The sequence below is a fragment of the Streptomyces sp. NPDC088730 genome (assembly GCF_044751215.1).
In the GTDB taxonomy this organism is placed as follows: Bacteria; Actinomycetota; Actinomycetes; order Streptomycetales; family Streptomycetaceae; genus Streptomyces.
Window position 1 is genome coordinate 608,490 of record NZ_JBIVLK010000003.1, and the last position, 19,931, is coordinate 628,420.

The 19,931-nt window shown below is 66.0% G+C and carries 8 protein-coding genes and 1 pseudogene; 3 read left to right on the forward strand and 6 right to left on the reverse strand.

All coding sequences use genetic code 11. The features are described 5' to 3' along the window. Nucleotides 1-18: 18 nt before the first annotated feature. The 5 genes from ACIP89_RS14600 to ACIP89_RS14620 all read right to left on the reverse strand — a co-directional run bounded on the left by ACIP89_RS14600 (nt 19) and on the right by ACIP89_RS14620 (nt 9,518). Nucleotides 19-1,848 (reverse strand): alkyl/aryl-sulfatase, encoded by a 1,830-nt coding sequence (locus tag ACIP89_RS14600; RefSeq protein ID WP_402115111.1) that lies wholly within the window; start codon nt 1,846-1,848, stop codon nt 19-21. Nucleotides 1,849-2,043: 195 nt separating this feature from the next. Beyond that, a complete protein-coding gene (locus ACIP89_RS14605) occupies nt 2,044-2,772 on the reverse strand; it encodes a M48 family metallopeptidase (protein WP_401920900.1) in 729 nt (242 codons plus the stop codon). Then, on the reverse strand, nt 2,759-5,851 hold the full coding sequence (locus ACIP89_RS14610) for a type I restriction endonuclease subunit R (RefSeq protein ID WP_402115113.1): 3,093 nt from the start codon (nt 5,849-5,851) through the stop codon (nt 2,759-2,761). The genes ACIP89_RS14605 and ACIP89_RS14610 overlap by 14 nt, the downstream gene beginning before the upstream one ends. Further along, nucleotides 5,848-6,924, reverse strand: a complete 1,077-nt coding sequence (locus ACIP89_RS14615; protein ID WP_402115116.1) for a restriction endonuclease subunit S — start codon at nt 6,922-6,924, stop codon at nt 5,848-5,850. Before ACIP89_RS14615 ends, ACIP89_RS14610 begins: the two co-directional genes overlap by 4 nt. A gap of 161 nt (nt 6,925-7,085) precedes the next feature. Beyond that, complete coding sequence (locus ACIP89_RS14620) at nt 7,086-9,518, reverse strand: type I restriction-modification system subunit M (protein ID WP_402115118.1); 2,433 nt, start codon at nt 9,516-9,518, stop codon at nt 7,086-7,088. A 222-nt stretch (nt 9,519-9,740) separates the two neighbouring features. Here ACIP89_RS14620 and ACIP89_RS14625 point away from each other — a divergent pair. Both ACIP89_RS14625 and ACIP89_RS14630 read left to right on the forward strand, forming a co-directional pair. Continuing rightward, a pseudogene (locus ACIP89_RS14625) lies at nt 9,741-10,051 on the forward strand (prevent-host-death protein). A 148-nt stretch (nt 10,052-10,199) separates the two neighbouring features. After that, nucleotides 10,200-11,507: a hypothetical protein gene (locus tag ACIP89_RS14630; protein WP_402115121.1), complete on the forward strand. Its 1,308-nt coding sequence runs from the start codon at nt 10,200-10,202 to the stop codon at nt 11,505-11,507. Nucleotides 11,508-12,291: 784 nt separating this feature from the next. Here the strand turns inward: ACIP89_RS14630 and ACIP89_RS14635 are convergent. Beyond that, a complete protein-coding gene (locus tag ACIP89_RS14635; protein ID WP_402115124.1) occupies nt 12,292-12,783 on the reverse strand; it encodes a hypothetical protein in 492 nt (163 codons plus the stop codon). A 1,039-nt stretch (nt 12,784-13,822) separates the two neighbouring features. On the opposite strand from ACIP89_RS14635, the gene ACIP89_RS14640 reads away from it, so the two are divergent. Beyond that, nucleotides 13,823-19,849 (forward strand): DNRLRE domain-containing protein, encoded by a 6,027-nt coding sequence (locus ACIP89_RS14640; protein ID WP_402115222.1) that lies wholly within the window; start codon nt 13,823-13,825, stop codon nt 19,847-19,849. Nucleotides 19,850-19,931 lie beyond the last annotated feature (82 nt).

The window sequence follows — 19,931 nt, forward strand, 5'->3', positions numbered from 1 at the left end:
CGACCGGCGTGCCGGTGGTCAGGGCGTGACGATGGCGAAGTCGGGGTCGGGGGTGTCGAGCAGGCCGACGAGGGTCGCGAACGCCCGCGGGTCGCCCTGGACGCGCACGTCGTCCAGGCCCTTGCCGGCCAGGACCGCGAGCAGTTGGGGCTTGGTCAGGGTCAGGGTCAGCCCGGCGGCCGGGTCCGGCGCGTTCGTCTCCGGGGCGGTCTCTGTGCTGCGGTAGGTGAGGGCCCCGTTGGAGAGCAGGAGGTGCCAGGTGCGGCCCTCGTCGGTGACGTTCCAGGTCATGGTGAGCTTCTCGTCCCACGCCCGCGGGCCGTCGACGCGGATGGCCAGCGAGTCGATGAGCATGTCGACGGTGAGGGCCATCGCCATCTCGGGGTTGGTGGTCTCCAGTGCGGTGTGCGCGATGGAGCCGCGCAGTTCCTGGGCGCCCATCAGGTAGAAGTTGCGCCAGGTGCCGTTCTCCGCGCCGAAGCCGAGCTTCTCGTACACCGCGGCCAGCGCCTGCTTGGCGATCGAGTCCTCGGGGGCGGCGAAGACCGCGTGCCCCAGCAGTGTCGCGGCGAACCGGAGGTCCCCGGAGGCGGCGTACTGCTCGCCCTTGGCGATCAGCGCGGGTACGCCCCCGTAGTCGGCGGCGAACCGCCTGGCCTGCTCGACGGGCGGGTGCTCCCACAGGTGGGCGGGGTTGCCGTCGAACCAGCCCATGTAGCGCTGGTAGATGGCCTTGACGTTGTGGCTGACCGAACCGTAGTAACCGCGGTTCGCCCACCGCTTCGCGATCGCCGGGGGAAGTTCCATCCGCTCGGCGATCTCCGGGCCGGTGAGTCCCTGGTTGGTCATGCGCAGGGTCTGGTCGTGCAGGTACGCCCACATGTCCCGCTGGCCGGCCAGGTGCTCGACGATGCGGTCCCGGCCCCAGGTGGGCCAGTGGTGGGAGGCGAAGGCGACTTCGGCCCGGTCACCGAAGAGCGTGATCGTCTCGTCCAGGTAGTGGGCCCAGATGCGGGTGTCACGGACCACCGCGCCGCGCAGGGTCAGGATGTTGTGCATGGTGTGGGTGGCGTTCTCCGCCATGCACAGGGCTCGCCGGTCGGGGAAGTAGAAGTTCATCTCCGAGGGCGCCTCGGTGTCCGGCGTCATCTGGAACACGATCCGCACACCGTCGACGGTCTCCTCCTGACCGGTGCGGGTGATGTCCACGGTCGGCGGCACGAGGGTGATCGTCCCCTTGGACGTCGTCATGCCCAGCCCGGCGCCGATCTGGCCGGCGGGGCCCTTTTCCAGTTCGGCGCCGTACATGTAGACCGCGCGCCGGGTCATCGCGCCGCCGGCGTAGACGTTCTCCGCGACCGCGTGTTCCAGGAACCCGGCCGGGGCGATCACCGGCACGGGGGCGTGGCCGTGCGGCAGCACACCGCGGGATCCGCCGAAGTGGTCACCGTGCGAGTGGGTGTAGATCAGCCCGGTGACCTGGCGGTCACCGCGGTGCTCGCGGTACAGCGCGAGCGCGGCGGCCGCGGTCTCGGCGGAGATCAACGGGTCGATGACGACGACCCCGGTGTCGCCCTCGACCAGCGTCATGTTCGACAGGTCCAGGTTGCGGACCTGGTAGATCCCCTCGGTCACCTCGAACAGGCCCTGCTTGCGGCACAGCCGGCTCTGCCGCCAGAGGCTCGGGTGAGCGCTGGCGGGGCAGTCGCCGTCGAGGAACGCGTACGCCTCGCCGTCCCAGATCACCCGGCCGTCGTCCATCCGGACGACCGCGGGAGAGAGGGCGGCGACGAAGCCTCGGTCGGCGTCCTCGAAGTCGGACCTGTCGGCGTCATCGAGATCACTCATGGAGAACGAATAGCCCGAAAAGCATCTATTCACACATAAATGCCTCGCTTCCGGCGACGCGCGAGGGCGAAACGGCAGTCGCGGACCAGGCTCCGTCGCCCCCACCCGGATGCGGGCCTCCTGTGACCGGCTGGAACGAACAGGGCACCGGTGCTGCGCACGCCCCCGCCGGCCGGAGCATGCCGGCGCAACCGCTCAGCGCTCCGGCCACTCCTCCTCGGAGAGCGGCGCGGCGTTCAGCCCATCGCGGCGGCCGCGCCAGTCCGGCAGGAAGCGGTCCATCAGCCCGGCGAAGCGCGAGCCGTGCCCTCGTTCGAGGTAGTGGACCATCTCGTGCACGACGACGTACTCAAGGCACTCCGGATGCTTCTTGGCCAGTTCGGAGTTGAACCACAGGCGGCCTGTCTCCCGGTTGCAGGAGCCCCACTTGGTCTTCATCCGTCGGATGCCCCACCACGGCACCGAAACCCCCAGCTTCAACTCCCAGCGTTCGATGAGCGCGGGGACCGCCCGACGGAGTTGTTCGCGGCACCACTGGTCGAGCAGGTCACGGCGGCGCTCCTCGGTCGTACCGCTCGGCACGTACAGCAGCATCCGATCGCCGTCGATTTCCACATGCGGGCGGCCCGGCCGCTCGATGACCTTCAGACGACGCCGCACACCCCAGACGTAGTGGGACTCGCCGCTGACCATCTCGCGTACCGACTGACGTTGCGCCGAGCGCAGCTGATCCTGCTGACGCCTGATCCACGGCAACCGCTGGATGACGGCCAGCCGGACCTGATCGTCATCCAGCCGCTGGGGGGCAGCCACCCGGACGCGCCCCAGGGGCGGGTAGACCCCGATGTGCAGGTTCTTGATGTCCTTGTAGACCACGTGGACATCGATGTCCCGGACAGCGAAGTGGGCGCTAGCGGTACTCATGTCGTGCTTTCACCAGTTCGAAGAGCTCATCAAGCCGATCGAAGCCATCGGGAAGTGCTCGCTTGAGCGCGTTGCGGACCTTGCGCTCCCTCAACGGGTTGCCCACCCACGCGTGCGGCTTGGAATGGAGCACCGTCGTATCGGCCTCGACGGCCAGACTCTCATCCGGGAGGAAGAAGTCGACCAGCGCGCGCTTCGCCCCGTCGGTGGCCCAGTCCGGGTGCGTGCGGGCGTCGCCCGAATCTCCTCCGCCGAGCTGCGCGGCGGTCTCCAGCAGCCTGGCGAGGTAGTCCTGGTACTCGATCGCACCCTTGCGCCGTTCCTCGATGATGGCGTCGAGCAGCTCCGACATCCTGTCGAAGTACTTCGGGTTCGTCGCGTGCTCTTCGACGATCAGCTTGCGCATATTGTTGGCGACCGTCTCGGCCACCGCTTCAGGACTGTTCCGGATTCCCTTCGGCAGCCTGTCGAGGGCTCCGGCACCGAGCTCGGCGATGAGCTGGACGAGGCCGGTCGCCTCGAAGCCGGACAGGGTCTCGGACGCGTCTGCCTGGATGTAGGTGTCCAGGAGGAACCGCATCCCGGCCTCGTACTGCTTGAAGTCGACGTCCTCGCCGGCTCCGAGCTTCACTTCGTCGCGGACCGCGGTGTAGTGCCGGATCTCGGCTCGGATGTCCTCGGCTTCCCGGCTCGTGTACTCGGCGGCCTCCATGTCGTTGGCCAGGTTGGCGAAGGCCCGCGTGACCGCCGCCACGGCCTTGTAGAGCTCGACCCGCTTGGGCTCGTTGGCCTTGATCTGCGCGGCGTTGCCCGGCTCCGCCGCGCAGAAGTACTGCTGGTACTGGAGCGTGTTCCGTGGCGGCGCGACCACCTCGCAGAGCGCACGAATTCGCTCCAGCGCTTCGTCGAGGGCCTCCCGCCCCTTGCCGATCCGGTCGGCCAGCAGGCCCTCGATGTCCTGCGGCTCGTACCCGTCGAGGGCGCCGGAGGTGTAGTCGGTGATGGTGTCCTGGAGGGAGTTGAACAGGTCCCGGTAGTCGACGATCCCGCCGAATTCCTTGTCGTCCCCGTCGAGTCGGTTGACCCGGCAGATCGCCTGGAACAGGCCGTGGTTACTCATCTTCTTGTCGATGTAGAGATACGTGGCGCTCGGGGCGTCGAACCCGGTCAGGAGCTTGTCGACCACGATGAGCAGGCGCATGCGGCCCGGCTCCTCGACGAACTGCCGCTTGACCTCGTTCTCGAACTGCTCGACCTTCGTCATGGCGGCGTCTTCGGACTCTCCGAAGTGGTCGGCCAGCATCCTCCGGTAGATGTCGTACTGCCGGAGCTTCTCCGTCTGGCCCGCGCCGGAGTCCTCCTTGGAGATGTCGCCGGGGCTCGGGGCGTAGCTGGTGACGATGGCGCACTTCCCCCGGAAGCCCGCGTTGCTGAACAGCTCGTAGAACTTGCACGCCTGGTAGATGCTCTCCCCCACGAGCATGGCGTTGCCCCGCCCGTCCAGGAGCCGGGGCCTGGTCTCCATGTCGATGAGGATGTCCTGCACGATCTGCTTCGCCCGGGGCTCTGAGGAGGCGACCTTCTGCATCGTCCCCCAGCGCTTCTTCAGCTCAGCCTTGGACAGGCCGGTCATGCCTCTGGTCTTGGCCTCGAACCACTTGTCCACCTGCGCCGGCGACGTCAGGTGCTGGTCGATGGAGCGGGGCTCGTAGCGCAGATCCAGTACCACACCGTCCTCGACGGCCTCGTCGAACTTGTACGTGTGGATGAACGACCCGAAGGTCTCCATGCTGGTGGCCTTGTCCGCCTTGAGCAACGGCGTTCCCGTGAACCCGATGAACATGGCGCCCGGCAGCAGCTCCTTCATCGCCTCGTGCATCTTGCCAGACTGGGTGCGGTGGGCCTCGTCAACGAAGACGAAGAGGTTGCCCTTGGTTCTGAAGCCCTTCGGAATCCTGGCCCTGAGCTCCCTGATGAACTCGCCGGCCGCCCGGCCCCCGTCCGCACCACTCCCCGAGCGGCCGAACTTGTGGACGAGGGAGCAGATGAGCCACTCGGTGGACTTGTTCAGGGTGTCCAGGAGGTCCACGCCACTATGGGCGCGATGGATATGCTCGTTGACGCCGTTGAAGACCTTCTCGATCTGCTCGTCCAGCTCGGTGCGATCGGTGATCAGCAGGACTCGCGGATCCTCCTGATTCTCCCGGATCCACTTCGCCAGCCACACCATCGTGAGCCACTTCCCCGAGCCCTGGGTGTGCCAGATGATCCCGCCCTCACGACGCGCGATACGTTTCTGCGCCTCCTTGACGCCGAAGTACTGGTTGTGACGGCACGCCTTGCGGACACCGGAGTCGAAGACGGTGAAGTCATGGATCAGCTCAAGGAGCCGCTCCTTGCCGCACATCTGGAGCAGCGCACGGTCCAGCGGCTCCTCGACGTCCGAGGGCTCCTTCCACTGCAACCAGTACCTCTCGGGCGTCTCGATGACGCCGTAGCGCAGACCCTCCACGTCGTTGCCCGCGAGCATGAGCTGGACCGTGGAGAAGAACGACCGGATGAACTGGGCCTTCTGATTGCCGATGGTCTGCCGGATGCCCTCGCTCACGGCCACCCGGGAACGCTTGAGTTCCAGGGTCACCAGAGCCAGGCCGTTGACGTAGAGCACGATGTCGGGCCGCTTGGTCTGCTGCCCGACGATCGTCACCTCCTCGACGACGACGAAGTCGTTGGCCTGCGGATCCTTCCAGTCGATGAGCCAGATCGTCTGGTACGGCTCGCCGACGCCCCGCCTGACCTTGGCCCCGTAACGCAGCAGCTCGTAAACGGCGCGGTTCGCTTCGAACAAGTCACGGCCGCTACTGAGCGCGGCGGCCTTCTTGACCTGGTCAATCGCCTTGCCGACGAGAGTGCTGTCGTAGCCGCGGGCGCGGAGGCTCGACTCAAGCAGCTCGACGTCGACATTCGAGTTACCTGCGCGGCGCTCCCAGCTGCCGAGGTAGCGGTAGCCCAGCTGCTCCCTGAACAACCCCACGACCCGGTTCTGAGCCTTGCGCTCGACCTGTCCGACGTCACTCATACGGCTTCTTCCCCCTCGGCCGGTCCCCCCTCGGCGAGCAGACGCGTCCGCCCCGTGAGGAGCTCCTGCATCATCCCGACCTTTACGGCACGCGCCTTGGCCAGCCGGTTCTCAAGTCGCTGAATCTCGCGCTCACTGTCGCGGAGCACCGCGCAGATGGCGCGCTGCTCCTCCACGCCGGGCACGCGGAGGAGAAAGCTCTTCATGTCCGCCGCGTAGATATGGAAGACCGTTGAACCACGTACGAGTTGGAGGATTTGATTCGCGTCCCTCCGAATCGCATGCGCCAGAAATGGTCCGTAGATTTGCTGAAGGTCAGCACGAATGATCAGGATGTCACCACCGAGGATCACACCGGAGGGGTGGATCGAACTCGCCTTCGCGAGTCCCCTCGGAGTTACGTCCGACGTCGGCATCAGCACATCGAGGGTCCGCGACCGGACACCCGGATTCACCTTGTCCGTCCTGCTCGTCACCGTTTCGATCTCGGCACCATAATGAGTGAACAATTCGCCGTAGTGGATGCACGACGTGTTCCCGTTGGCCCTGATGTCAGACTTGGGGAGGCCGGCCCCCTTACTGAACTGGGCAGCTTCACCGAGCCTGAGGGAGCGCCATGGCGCAGAAAAACCGGGGAGACGCGTTTCTCCGGTCAGCAGCTGGTGCAGGAGCCCTTTCTTGATCGCCTTTTTCTTGGCGATCAGACGCTCCAGACCAGAGATCACCTGATCGGCCGCGGACAGGGCCGCGACAACCTCTTTCTGCTCAGGCGGCGGCGGGAGAGGAATCTGGACGCGGAGCAGGTTTTCCTTCGTCAGATGGGCAAGACTCGACTTCCCCACCAGAGCAGAAAGCTCTCCGGTTTTGACCATATGCTCCAGCACGCTGACCAGCAGCAGCGGCTCGTACCGCCCTTTCGACCGGAGGCGGTGAAGAGTGTTCAAGAAATAGGCTTCAGGAAGGTTGTTCTTCCATACACTGGATCGACCAATTTCACCCCCCTCGCAGACGAGAATGTCTCCGGAAACAAGGCGCAGATCTCGAATATCCGCCTCGGTCAGCGGTGCAAGCACAGCTTCCGTCGTCAGGATGTGCCCCCACCGCACTCCCCGGTTATTAATGCACCGCTTCAGCTCTCCACGATTAACGGCAGCATCCAGGCGCTTCCCCAGCTGTACGTGGAACTCATCTCCTACCGAGGATTTCCCCCATGCCTCAGCCGTGCCAGCCACGATCACTGAACCCCCATCGCCGCAAGACGGCCATTCAACTTGGCTTCCAGCTTCTCCAGTTCAGCAGCGATGGTTTCGACTGTTTCGACGTAGCGCTCTCCCAGTTCCCTGATACGAACCACCAGGGCGAACGTCAGCGCCTCGGTTTCGGAGACGACGCGGGCGGTGACCGTGGACCGCCACTTGGCTTCCAGCACAAGCACGCGCACCTCCCCCTCGGTGAGATCGCCGTACCTCTTCAGCGTGGCGAGGCCGAGCGCGGCTTCCGCTTCCCTGGCAGCCTTCTTGGCCACGGCCTCCGCGTTGTAGAGCTTGATCAGGTGCGACAGGGCCGCCACCTCGGCCGCGTCCGTGCCCTCGTGCCGCGCCTTCTTCAGTCGGGCCGAGGCGAGTGCCTTGTTGATCTTTTCGTCGTCCATCGCCTCCGCCAGGAGGCCGTCCTCGACGGCGTGCTCCTCGACGTACTCCTCGACCGGGCGGCTCGCCTCCTCCCATACCGACGTGAGCTCATCGACGCCGGGGCGTTCCTTGGCGAAGTAGCGCTCGACGATCAGCTCCGGCGGGAGAAGGTCCATCTTGTACTTCTCAGCACCGCGCCCTGTACCCACCACGAGGTCCGGGGTCTCGGAAAGCTTCCGGTCCTTGTCCACCGCGACCTTGCGCGGCTTGACGGCTTCGAGCCAGCCGTCGTTCATGACCATGAAGACGTCGTCGTGCATGACGTCGTGCCAGTACGTCATGAGCTGTTCGTAGACGTAGTACTCATCCAGCAACGGCACCGGTTTGAAGCGGGCCAGCAGGTCGTCGCCGAGGGCGGCGACGAGGTCGTTCGGCCGGGTGGTCTCGTCGATCCCTTCGAGCTGCTCGCGATGGGCGTCGAACCACTCCGTGGTGAGGTCCCGGGCCTCCTGGGTGAACTTCTGGAACTCAGGAGAGTCGAGGACTGCCTGCTGGACCTGGCTGACATCGATGGTCAGGTCGCTGTAGCCGGGCCGGTTGGGCTGGAACAGCTGGCCGCGCAACTGCGGGAAGGCGTCCCAGTAGCCGCTGAGTGCGTCCAGATCGCGGTCGGGGATCCCGCCGTGGAGATGGGCGTGGAGGTCCTGGATGTCCTCGGGCTCTGAGGAGTCGATGTAGCGGGGGATGTTGAGGTTGTAGTCGTTCTTCGGGTCGGCGATCTCCGACAGCGGGACCATCCGCGAGTAGCGGTCGATTTCGGTCTGCTTGGTGAAGACGTCGACGATCTTGTGGATGTCCTGGCTGCGGAGGCGGTTCTTGTTGCCGTCCTTGATGAAGCCCTTGGAGGCGTCGATCATGAAGACGCCGGTACGGCCGGCCGCGTTCTCCTTGTCCAGGACGATGATGCAGGCGGGGATGCCGGTTCCGTAGAAGAGGTTCGCGGGGAGGCCGATGACGCCCTTGACGAACCCCTGCATCAGCAGGCGCCGGCGGATGTCGGCTTCGGCGTTGCCGCGGAAGAGCACTCCGTGCGGGAGGATGACCGCCGCCTTGCCCGTGCTCCTGAGTGACTTGAGGATGTGCAGCAGGAAGGCGTAGTCACCGTTCTTCTCCGGCGGCCGGCCGTACTCGAAGCGGCCGTACTCCTGCTCCAGGCCGTTGCTCCAGGACTTGATCGAGAACGGCGGGTTGGCCACGGCGAAGTCGAACGTCTGGAGCGCCCTGCCGTTGGTGAACTGAGGGCTGGTGATCGTGTCGCCCTTGAGGATCTCGGCGTCCTCGTTCCCGTGCAGGATCATGTTCATCTTGGACAGCGCCCACGTGGCGTTGTCCTTCTCCTGGCCGTAGATCGTGATGCCGCGTGATGTCTCGGCAGCGACCTTCAGGAGAAGCGAGCCGGAGCCACAGGTCGGGTCGTAGACCGTCTGGTCCTGGCGGGTTTCCTTGGTGATGCCGACCACCTTGGCCAGCACACGGGACACCTCGGCGGGGGTGTAGAACTGGCCCTTGCTCTTGCCGGACTCCGTGGCGAAGTGGCGCATGAGGTACTCGTAGGCATCGCCGAGGAGATCATCGCCCTCGGCTCGGGAGCCTCGGAAGTCAAGGTCGCTGAAGATCGTGACCAGCTTGGACAGCCGGTCCTGGATCTCTTTGCCCTTGCCGAGCTTCTCCTCGTCGTTGAAGTCGGCGAGGTCGATGATGTTGCGCAGGTCGTTCGCCTCGGCGAGCCGGTAGATGATCTTGTTGAACCGATCGCCGATCTCCTTGTCGCCCTTGGCGGCGACCATGTCGTCGAAGGAGCCGCCGGGCGGGACGTCGATGAGGCTGTCGGGGTCGGCCTTGGCCTTGTCGGAGACGTACTTCACGAAGAGCAGCGTCAGGATGTAGTCCTTGTACTGGCCGGCGTCCATCCCGCCGCGCAACTCGTCGCAGCTCTTCCAGAGCGAGCTGTAGAGGTCTGTCTTCTTGAGGGCCAAGGCTCTTCTTCCCGGTATGTCATGGCGGTCGCGCGGGCCGCCCACCCTGATGCCCGCGGCGTGACGCACGTCGCGCGGCCGTCTCCAGCCGTCGATGCGAGTGCTGTGCGAGCGGCGGCCGAGTCCACGCGGGAAGCGTAGTAGAGAAAGCGGGCTGGCCGCCCTGCGCGGGAGGAGAGGCACCTCGCGGCCGGGGCCGTCGGGAGGCCGCCCCTTGAGCCGATGACGCAGCCGTTGCCCCCAGAGACCATCCGCGACGTGCGCGCACCTGGCCGAGGCCGTGAGGCGGCCGACCGTGATGACGTACCCACCGTGATCACGCGCCGAGGCAAGCCGAGAAGAGCCGGGGAAAGGAGGTCGCAGCCGTCGCGTCCATCGAGGTACCGCGGGAGTACCAGGAGCGGGAAGAGCGCGAGATCAACCGGATCATCGACGAGCGCATGGCGAATCCGGTAGCCGGCATTCCCATGAAGGACGTCATGAGAGAGACGCCGGCGCGTGATGAGTGGGTTCCGCGCCGTCTTCCGGCCTGAGGCTCAGGCCGAACACCGCGAGATCCCTCGCGGCATGGCGCTGCGCATCCTGGCCGGCCGAGCCGGCAAGCGGCCGGCTCGGGTTCGGCATCGCCGCACTCGTATCCGGACCAGCGGGGTTGTCAGTGGTGACTGCTTTCATGACGCCATGAGCACTGTGCACGCGATCGCCACCCTCCTTCCCGCCCCGGTCGAACTCCGCTCCCACCTGCGCGCGTTGGCCGTCCTGGAGGCCGCGATCGCCGACGATCCGCGGTACTGCCACTACACCTTCGACGCCGCCTGGGGGCCCGGCGAGGAGGCTGCCTTGATGGTGAACGGTTCGGGGGACGACTTCTCCGTCCTCTTCACCCCGGCAGGCGTGCTCATCCGCGGCTTCGACCACGAGTCGGCGATGAGCCCGTACGGAACGGACGACGAGCAGGTCTGGCCCGGGGTCATCGACGAAGTGCCCGCCGTACTGCGCCCGCTCCTGGACGAACCCGCCTTCCGCGATGAGGGGGTCGACGCCCCTCGGGTCACCGCCTGCCTGTGGCGGGAGACCGGCGACACGGTCTGGAGCGTCGGCTCGGGCATCGACTTCCCACCCGGCAGCGAGGACCCGGACGGCTCCGGTTTCCTCTTCCGCCTTCTCGCCGACCGCTCCCCCGAGGCAGTCCAGGCCTACTTCGAGGACTACTACGAGCGGCCCGTCCCTCTCGAAGCCGTCCGCCACGTCCTCGCCGGGCATCCCCTCACCTCCGCGGTCGCCGCGACACTCAACCCGGCCCTCCTCTCGGACAACGCCCTGCTCCGCAGGGTCGCCGCGCATCCCGAGGCCGCCGCCTACCTGGCCCGCGACGGCGAGTTCGACCTCGACCGCACCGACCCGATCGAGCCGATCGCCCTCCCCAACGGCCTCTTGGTGGAGCCTGTCGCCGGCTGCAACGCGGGCGGCACCCACTACCTCTGCGGCCCAGCCGTCCCTGGCGGCCCCCGCCCCGTCCTCTACACCGACTCCGAGGGGCAGGCCTCCCTGATCGCCGAGTCGCTCGCCGATGCCCTGACCCTCGCCGTCACCCTCCCGTCCTGGCACGACGCACTGGCCGGCTTCCGGCCCGCGGCCCTCAGCTCCGACTACCTCGACGACCACCCGGACCACCCCGTCGTCCGCGACCGTCTCCTCGCCGCCCTCCGCCTTCCCCCGGCCACCGAGCAGGATGTCCTGGAGCGCCTCCTCACCACTGCCGCCCGCACCGTCCCCGACGGCTTCCTCCCGCACGTTCCCGACGAAGAGGGCTCCGTCTTCCAGCCGATGCTCGAACCACTTGCCGGGCAAGGCGCCCAGGTGCGCACAGGTGGCGAAGCATCGGGAAATCCAGCACCGATCCAGCACGGGAACCGGCAAGGGGCCGGCTCCCGACAGAGCCGGCCCCTTGTCACCTGCGGACTCGACGGGCCGAATAACCCTCAGTAAGGAATCGATTACACGTTGAAGCGGAACGTCTAACGCAGGGCTCCCAGCTGCGAAAACGTGGCTTCTGGGGTGCTCATCCCAGCACCATCCCAGCACGGGAGTTCCATTCCAGCACCGTGCAGCTCAGTCCCCTCACCGGCCTCCCCTCGACCCGTCGCCTGGGTGCTGAGGCCGGATCCGGTCAGCGCCTCAGCTAAGCCCGCCTCAAGGAGGGGTGCCGGCCGCCTCGCGTTGTGCAGGACCGTACGACAGCGGCCCCAGACGCTCAGCAACAGATGACCGTAGATGTCGATCGTGGTCTTGACCGACCGGTGGCCCAGCCAGCGTGACACCTCGCGGATCGGGACACCGTGGGCCAAGGCGGTCGAGCGAAGAAGCTCCGCAGGCTGCCAGGACTGTATGCCGCCTCGCCGTCCAGGCCCGCCGACTGGCACGCTTTTTTGAAGTGGTAGCCGTAGGTGAACGCGGTGGGCATCGTGCTCTTGCCGTGGGAACGCGGGGAGAAGAAGGCTTTAAGCCTGCGCCGCTTGCCCCTCTGCCCGGTGAAGATCACGGGCACCGGCTTCCATGTCGACAGGTGAGCGTCCATCTCCTGATCAACAAAGAGGGCGGTCGGGACGTCACGATATTCACCCTCCATCCGATTTTTAAGCGGCACGAAGACCGTGCGGCAGTCCGCACGGTGGGCCATGGCACTGACCTGCCAACGGATCCTGACGAATCCGGACCGTCGACATTCGGTGGAGAAGGCGAGGGCCTCGCTTGGGCGCTGGCCGGTACCCGCCTACAGATAGACCGCGAGCCGGTATTGCGGCGAGATATGTGCCGCAATGAGGTCGACCTCCGTCGGCGTCGGGATCTCGTCTTCATCCGCTGCTACCGGACTCGCTCGGGATATCCGAACCCCTCGTGCGGGGTTGTCCGGGATCCGCTTGTCGACTACGGCTGCCTCCAACATGGCGGCCACCACGAGCATGCGATCGTTGACCGTGGAAGCCGCCAGATCCCCACCCGATCCGTGCAGGCCCTTGGCGAACTGTTCGAAGTCGCGGCGCGCCAGACTGGCCAGAGTCCTGTGTCCCAGGCGCGGCACGAGGTGGTTGCGGATGAAGCCCTCGCAGTTGCGGCGAGTCGTGTCACGGATGGCTCGGCGCTCGACCCAGTCCTGTGCCCAGATCTGCAGGCGCACGGTTCCCCGAGCGGGGTCCGGGAAGGTGCCCGACTTCTTGTCGTTCTCGACGTGGACGACGAAGGCGTCCGCACCGTCCGGCCCCACCCCTCCGAGAGAACGACTTCTCGCGTTACCGGCCCCGCCTGCCGCCCGGCTCCCGATATCGCACCGTCCACCTGTGGCCGCACCTTGGACGTTCGCAGGGATAGCTCGGGGCCCGGACATCCCGCTTGCACTTCTGGAAAACGCTGGCAACCCATGCCTCCTCCGCTCGTGCCGAGAGCGAGGCAGGCCGCTGCATCACTCTCCCTGCGGCGCACCAGCCCACGGCCATCCGCGTCAGCGACCCGTCCTGCTCGAAGCGTGCTCCGCTCAGGGACCTCACCACCTCAGCCACCATCCACCGAGCGCAGTCCTCCCCGATTCGCCCAGCACCCGAAACCGTGCTCCCTCTCCTCCAGACAAGCAAGGATAAACTGACCAAACCACCCCTTACGGTGCACGTGCAGTCCCACTCGCGCACGGGCCAAAGGCAGAGATCGGCGCGCCCTTCACCCGGCCCTGGAAGGCCCAAGATGGCGTCGCCAGGGGTAATCGGCGGCTGTCTGCTCCGACTTCCCACACTGCCACCACGCCCGCCCGGGATCGGTGCGTTTCCGGTGCAGCTTTCCAACTGCGGGGGACTTTCGATGATCACATCTTGGCGACGCCTGCTCGGGTAAGTCTTCGCAAGCCAGGGGGCCACTAGATCCCTATTGGTAACGATATGCAAGATGCCAAATCTGTAGAAAATCGATATGCCGCCGCTCCTGAAGCACCTTGTCAGACAGGGGCTCCTACCCTCCTGCGACTTCTTCACTCGGTGCACATGCGAGCATCACGATCACTCCACATCTGCGTAAGGAACGTGATGAAGAAGATCAGGGGCGGCACAGTCCGCCTGGGAGGGGCAGCATCGCCACCGGCGATGCTGAGACGCATAGCCCTCGGGGTTGCTGCTGTCCTCGCGGCTGAGTCCGCCCTCGTCTCACTCGGAGCGGGGACCTCCTTTGCCGCACCACGTGCTGAGCAGTTGGTGTCCGCCAGCTCGAAGGATGGCAAGGCGGCTGCGACATCGGCGGACTCTGTAGCTGCCGCCTTGCTGATGGCGCGCGCCCAGGGGCGAAAGATCGAGGCGATCTCGGAGCGCACAGAGACGGCCACCACGTACGCATTGCCCAGTGGTGAGTTGCAGACCACCGGCTATGCGGGGCCGGTCCGGCAGAAGAATGACTCCGGCCAGTGGCAGGACATCGACACGTCGCTCTCGGACACCGGCGCCGCGCTGGAACCGAATGTGGCGGCTGCCGACATCTTGGTCTCCGACGGTGGTGACACCCGGCTGGCGTCGGTTTCCGACGGCGAGAAGTCGTTCGCGATGGGCTGGGACGAAAAGCTCCCGACTCCGACGGTGAAGGACGACACCGCCCGGTACGACATAGGTGACGGACAGATACTGACCGTCACCGCTCTGTCGCAGGGGTTCGCCCAGAACGTCCTGCTGAGCAAGGCACCCGCGGGGCCGCTGAGTTACAGGATTCCGATCGAGGCCAAGGGCCTGAAACTGTCGAAGGCCAGTTCGGGCCGACTGCTCCTGAAGGACAGCGACGGGAAGCTCGCGGCCGAGGCTCCGGCTCCCATGATGTGGGACTCCTCCAAGGACGAGCGCTCGGGCGAGTCGAAGCACCTCGCCGAGGTGAAGACCACCGTCGAGACGGCCGAGGACGGCTCGCAGGCCCTGGTGCTGTCCCCGAACCCCGAGTACTTCGAGAAGGATCTGACGTACCCCGTCACTGTGGATCCCACCTCGACCCTCGCGGCGTCCACAGACACCTGGGTGGCGACCAACTACAACGACTCGCAGGTCTCCTCCACGGAGCTGAAGTCGGGCACCTACGACGCGGGCACGACCAAAGCCCGCTCGTACCTCAAGTTCGATGTGACTGCGTTCAAGGGCAAGCACATCACCGACACCAACCTTGCCCTGTACTCGGACTACTCCTCCACCTGTGCCACCACGGGGGCCGGCACGCAGGTGCGCCAGGTCACCGCTGACTGGTCGTCCTCCGCAATCACCTGGGCGGCGCAGCCGGCCACCACAGCAACCGGGGCGGTGACGAACAAGGCCGCTCTTGGATGGAACTCGTCCTGCCCCGCCGGCACGGTCAACTTCGACGTCGACGCCATCGTGCAGTCCTGGGCGGGCGGTGCGGCCAACTACGGCTTTCGCGTCGCGGGCACCAGTGAGACGGATTCCACCACCTGGCGGCGGTTCCGTTCGGCGAACTACGTCTCGGGCAACGGTTCCAGCGAACCTCATCTCACCGTCACGTACAACTCCTACCCGGCCGTACCGGCCTCGAACGCCATCACACCGGCGCAGGTCAACGCCTACAACGGCAAGCGGTACGTCACGTCCTTGAACCCCACGCTAAGTGCGAAGGTCACGGACTCGGACGGGTCCAAGACCAAGGCCGAGTTCGAGGTCACGCCCGACCCGGCAGCAGCGAACACCACGTACACGTACACCGGATCCTCGGCGGCCGTGACCTCCGGTTCAACCGCGACTCTGACGGTGCCCGGGGACAAGGACTTTCCCGCCGGTGCCGCCCTGCGGGTCCGTGCGCGGGCGCATGACGGTACGGACTATGGGTCCTGGTCGGGGTACACCACGTTCCAGCTGAACACCGGCAAGCCTGTCGCACCCGCCATCAGCTGTGAGAAGTACGCCGTGAACAGCTGGTCGGCCAAGTCCGATGCAGCGGTGAACTGCACGCTGAATACGGAATCGACGGACGGAGCCGGATACTTCTGGGGTCTGGACAACAAGGCGGTGCCCACCAAGAAGCTGGACACCACCAATGGTTCCGGTGGTGACGCCCTGACCGTGAGCATCACCCCTGACAACGGCTGGCACACTCTCTACGCCAAGACCGTCGACTCCGGCGGCAACATCTCGCCAGGAGAACCCACCGCCTACAGCTTCGGAGTCGGTGCCGACGGATCAGCTGTCACAGCTCCGTCCGACGGGGACGCCACTGCTCGCCGCCTTCCCCTGTCCGCCAAGGGCAAAGCCTCCTACACCGGGGTGACCTGGCAGTACCGCCGTGGTGAGTCCGATGGTTGGCACACCGTGCCGATAGCCGACGTCACCGTATCCGGCGACACGGTCACCGGCTGGCCGGTCAAGGTAACCAATGGAGAAGCCCCCAAGCTCGTGTGGAACATAGTCTCCACACTGGCGGAGGACGGCGTGATCGAAGTGCGCGCCGCATTCACGGACGGCACCACTACCGGTTACACCCAGACGGTCGAAGCCACGCTGGACCGTGATGCGGGCACCGCGCTCACCACGACTGTCGGGCCTGGAGAGGTCAACGAGCTCACAGGTGACTTCACGCTGACGGGCGCCGACGCTTCGGTCTTCGACGCGAGCGTAGGCCGCACGTACTCTTCCCGCGCCAACAACACGGATACCGAGGGGCAGGCCGACATCTTCGGTCCTGGCTGGACTTCGTCCGTCACCAGCGAAGCAAGCGATTTCACCCAGATACGTAAGACCTCTGACACCTCGGTGGAACTGCTCAGCGCCGACGGAAGTACTGTTGCCTTCACCAGAAAATCGGACGGCAGCTGGGCTCCGCAGACCGGGGCCGAGGGCAAGACGCTCACCGGCACGCTCAGCGGCTCGAGGTTCACGCTCACCGACACCGAGGTCAACACCACGGTGTTCACACGGGTGGCGAGCGCGGCGCTGACCTGGACGCTCTCCTCCTCTGCCACAGCGGTCGACGACACCACAGTCACCACCGTCTCCGAGACCGTGACCGCCAGCGGCAAGACCCTCGCCCGTCCCCGGTACGTGATCTCCCCAACCGGTGCGGTCAAGGCGTCCACCTGCCAAGCGGATCCCGCTACCAAGGGTTGCCGGATCCTGGAGTACGTCTACGCTTCCACAACCACCGCCACCGGCTCGACGCTTGGTGACTACACGGGCCAGGTCAAGGCGATCAAGCTGTGGGCCACCACTCCCGGCGCCGCTACCTCCACTGCTGAGACCGTCGCCTCCTACGCGTATGCGGCGTCCGGCATTCTCCGCCAGGTATGGGACCCCCGCACCAGCCCTGCGCTGAAAACGGACTACGGCTACGACGCCGACGGCAGGGTCATCACTCTCACCAGCCCCGGTGAGCTGCCCTGGACCTTCACCTACGGCAAGGCGGGATCCGCGCTGACCGCCGGCACGGGCATGCTCATGTCGGTCTCCCGCCCGGCTTTGGCCAAGGGCGCGAAGTCCACCGTATCCGGCAAAGCGACCACCACCGTGGTCTACGATGTGCCACTTTCCGGTGCTTCGGCTCCGTATCCGATGGACGCGGACACCGTCGCGACGTGGGCCCAGGACGAGGCTCCGACCGATGCCACCGCGATCTTCCCCGCCACCAGTGTTCCGGCCTCCAACACAGGAAGCGCCCTGAAGGCCGGGGACTACGGCCGGGCCACGATCAGCTACCTCAACGCGAACGGATCGGAGAGCAATAGCGTGAGTCCTGGTGGTGCAATCACCACCAGCGAGTACGACCTGCTCGGCAATGAGGTTGCCAGCTTGACCGCCGCCAACCGGGCGCTCGCCCTGGGCACCTCCCCCGACGCGGAGGCAGAACTGGCTGCCCTCGGCCTGACCGATCTGTCCACCGCTGAACGAGCACAGCAGCTGGGAACCGTGGTGGAGTACTCCGCCGACGGCACCCGCCTGACGGACGAGTACGGTCCACTGAACCAGATCACCTTGGCTGAGAAGCTTACCGGCTCCACCAGTGAGTCCACCTTGGCCGCCGGCACGGTCGTCCAGGCGCGCGCTCACACCGCCTACACCTACGATCAGGGTGCCCCCGCCGACGCGGCGGTCTCCGACCAGGTCACCTCCTCCACCACGGGTGCGGTCATCGCCGGCTACGCCACCGATGCCGATGCCGAGACCACGACCACGACCTACGACTGGTCCACGGGCGCAGTGTTGGCCACCACCGGCGGCGGTGAGTCCTCCTCCATGGTCACCGTCTACGACGACGCGGGCCGGGTGGCGAGCACCCGCACTCCCGGATCGACCGGCTCGGATGCGGGCACGCTGAAGTACACCTACTACGACGCGGACACCACAGGAACCTGCGCCTCGGTCGAGTGGGACGGCCTGCTCTGCAAGACGACTCCGGCCGCCACCATCACCGGCGGGGGGTCCAGCCCGGATCAGGCCGTCACCACCGTCTACACCTACGGTCGGTGGGGCCAGATCGTCACCGAGTCCGAGACCGCCAACGGGGTGACCCGCACCACCACCACCACGGCCGATCCGACAGGGCGTCCGCTCAAGACGACCGTCACCGGCGGTGCTGGAACAAGTACCCCGGCCACCGCGATCACTTACGACGAGTCCACCGGACAAGTCGCCAGCACCACCGCCAATGGGCAGACCTCCACCACGGAGTACGACGCCTTGGGCCGGACAGTCTCCTACAGCGACGGAGTGGGCAACACCACCTCCTACGCCTATGACATTCTCGACCGCCCGGTGACGGCATCCGACTCGGCGCCCTCCACCACGTCCTACACCTACGACGACACAACCGGCCAGGCGCTGTCCGTCACCGACTCGGTCGCGGGGACGTCCAAGGCCGTCTCCTACGACGCCGACGGCGCACTCACGGGTGAGTCCCTTCCCGGCGGTTACAACCTGGCCAGGACGTTCGACACAGCCGGCAGCCAGACCTCTGTGACCTACACGGACTCCGAAGGCACCACCGTGCTCTCCGACTCCGCGACCTACACCATCCACGGCAAGCAGGCCGGCCACACCCAGACCGACGGCGGGACCCTGTCCACCGCCTACGAGTACGACGCCCCCGGGCGTCTGGCCCTGGCCAACGACGACAACGGCACCACAACGACCTCGCGCGCCTACGCCTTCGACGCCGATGACAACCGCACCTCGCTGACCACCACCCTTGCCGGGGCGGACGGTACCGCCACCACCTCCACCAAGGCGTACCAGTACGACACGGCGAACCGCCTCAGCTCTGAGGGCCACACGTACGACGCCTTCGGTCGCACCACCAAGCTGAACGGCAACACCCTGGCCTACTACGTCAATGACCTGGTCGCCAGCGAGACCGCGGGAGACACCCGCACCACCTGGGGGCTGGACGCCGCCGGTCGCCTGGCCTCGTCGGCTACCGCGACCACCAGCGACAGTGGCACGACCTGGTCGACCAAGAGCACCACGGTGAACCACTACAGCTGTGGCTGTGACACTCCCTCCTGGACGGTCACGACCGCTGGCTCGACTTCCGCCGTGAGCCGCCACGTCTCGGACCTCACCGGCGGTCTCGCCGCCATCACCGGTGCCACCGGCGATGTGGTCCTCCAACTGGCCAACTTGCACGGCGACATCTCCGTCCAGATGGACCTGGACACCGCCACCGCCACCGTCCAGCGTTATGACGAGTACGGCAATCCGCTCGATCCCACCGCTGCCGCAGCGAAGTACGGATCCCTGGGCGCCTACCAGCGCGCCACGGACGGCCTCGCCGGATACACCCTCATGGGTGTCCGAATGTACGATCCCGCCACCGGCCGCTTTCTACAGGCCGATCCGGTGTACGGGGGCAACACCAGCAGCTACATCTACCCCGCCGACCCGATCGGTCAGTCGGACACCAGTGGCGAGCTGAAATACCGCTACCAGACGAAGTCGACAAAGAATTACACCCTCGGAATCAGCCGGAACTGCACCTCATCGAAGTCGAAGTGCAGTCTGTCGTGGTACGTGAAACTGAAGGCGATCTGGAAGAAGCACGGATCGTTGAAGTTCGTGTACAGCATCGTCCTTCCGCTGTACAACGCCGCAAAAAATCAGAGCTACGGCCACCTGGAGTCGGGCACCTACACCTTCCATGGCTCCTGGGGCGTCCCGAACGGGAGAGGCAGACCGGAGTCGGATCGCGGGAAGTACAGGGCCATGGGGATGACCTTCTGGTTCGACTGGACGGACAACGTCGAATTCAGCGGAAAATTCACCGTGCAGAAAGTATGTGTGAAGAACCCGACGCTGAACGTGTACGGTCTTTTCACCTGAGACTTCGCAGAGTGATCCAAGACGTCTCGTGAGTACGCCGCTGGGGGGAAGGACGCGAAAATCGCTGCTCCCCCTGGCGGCG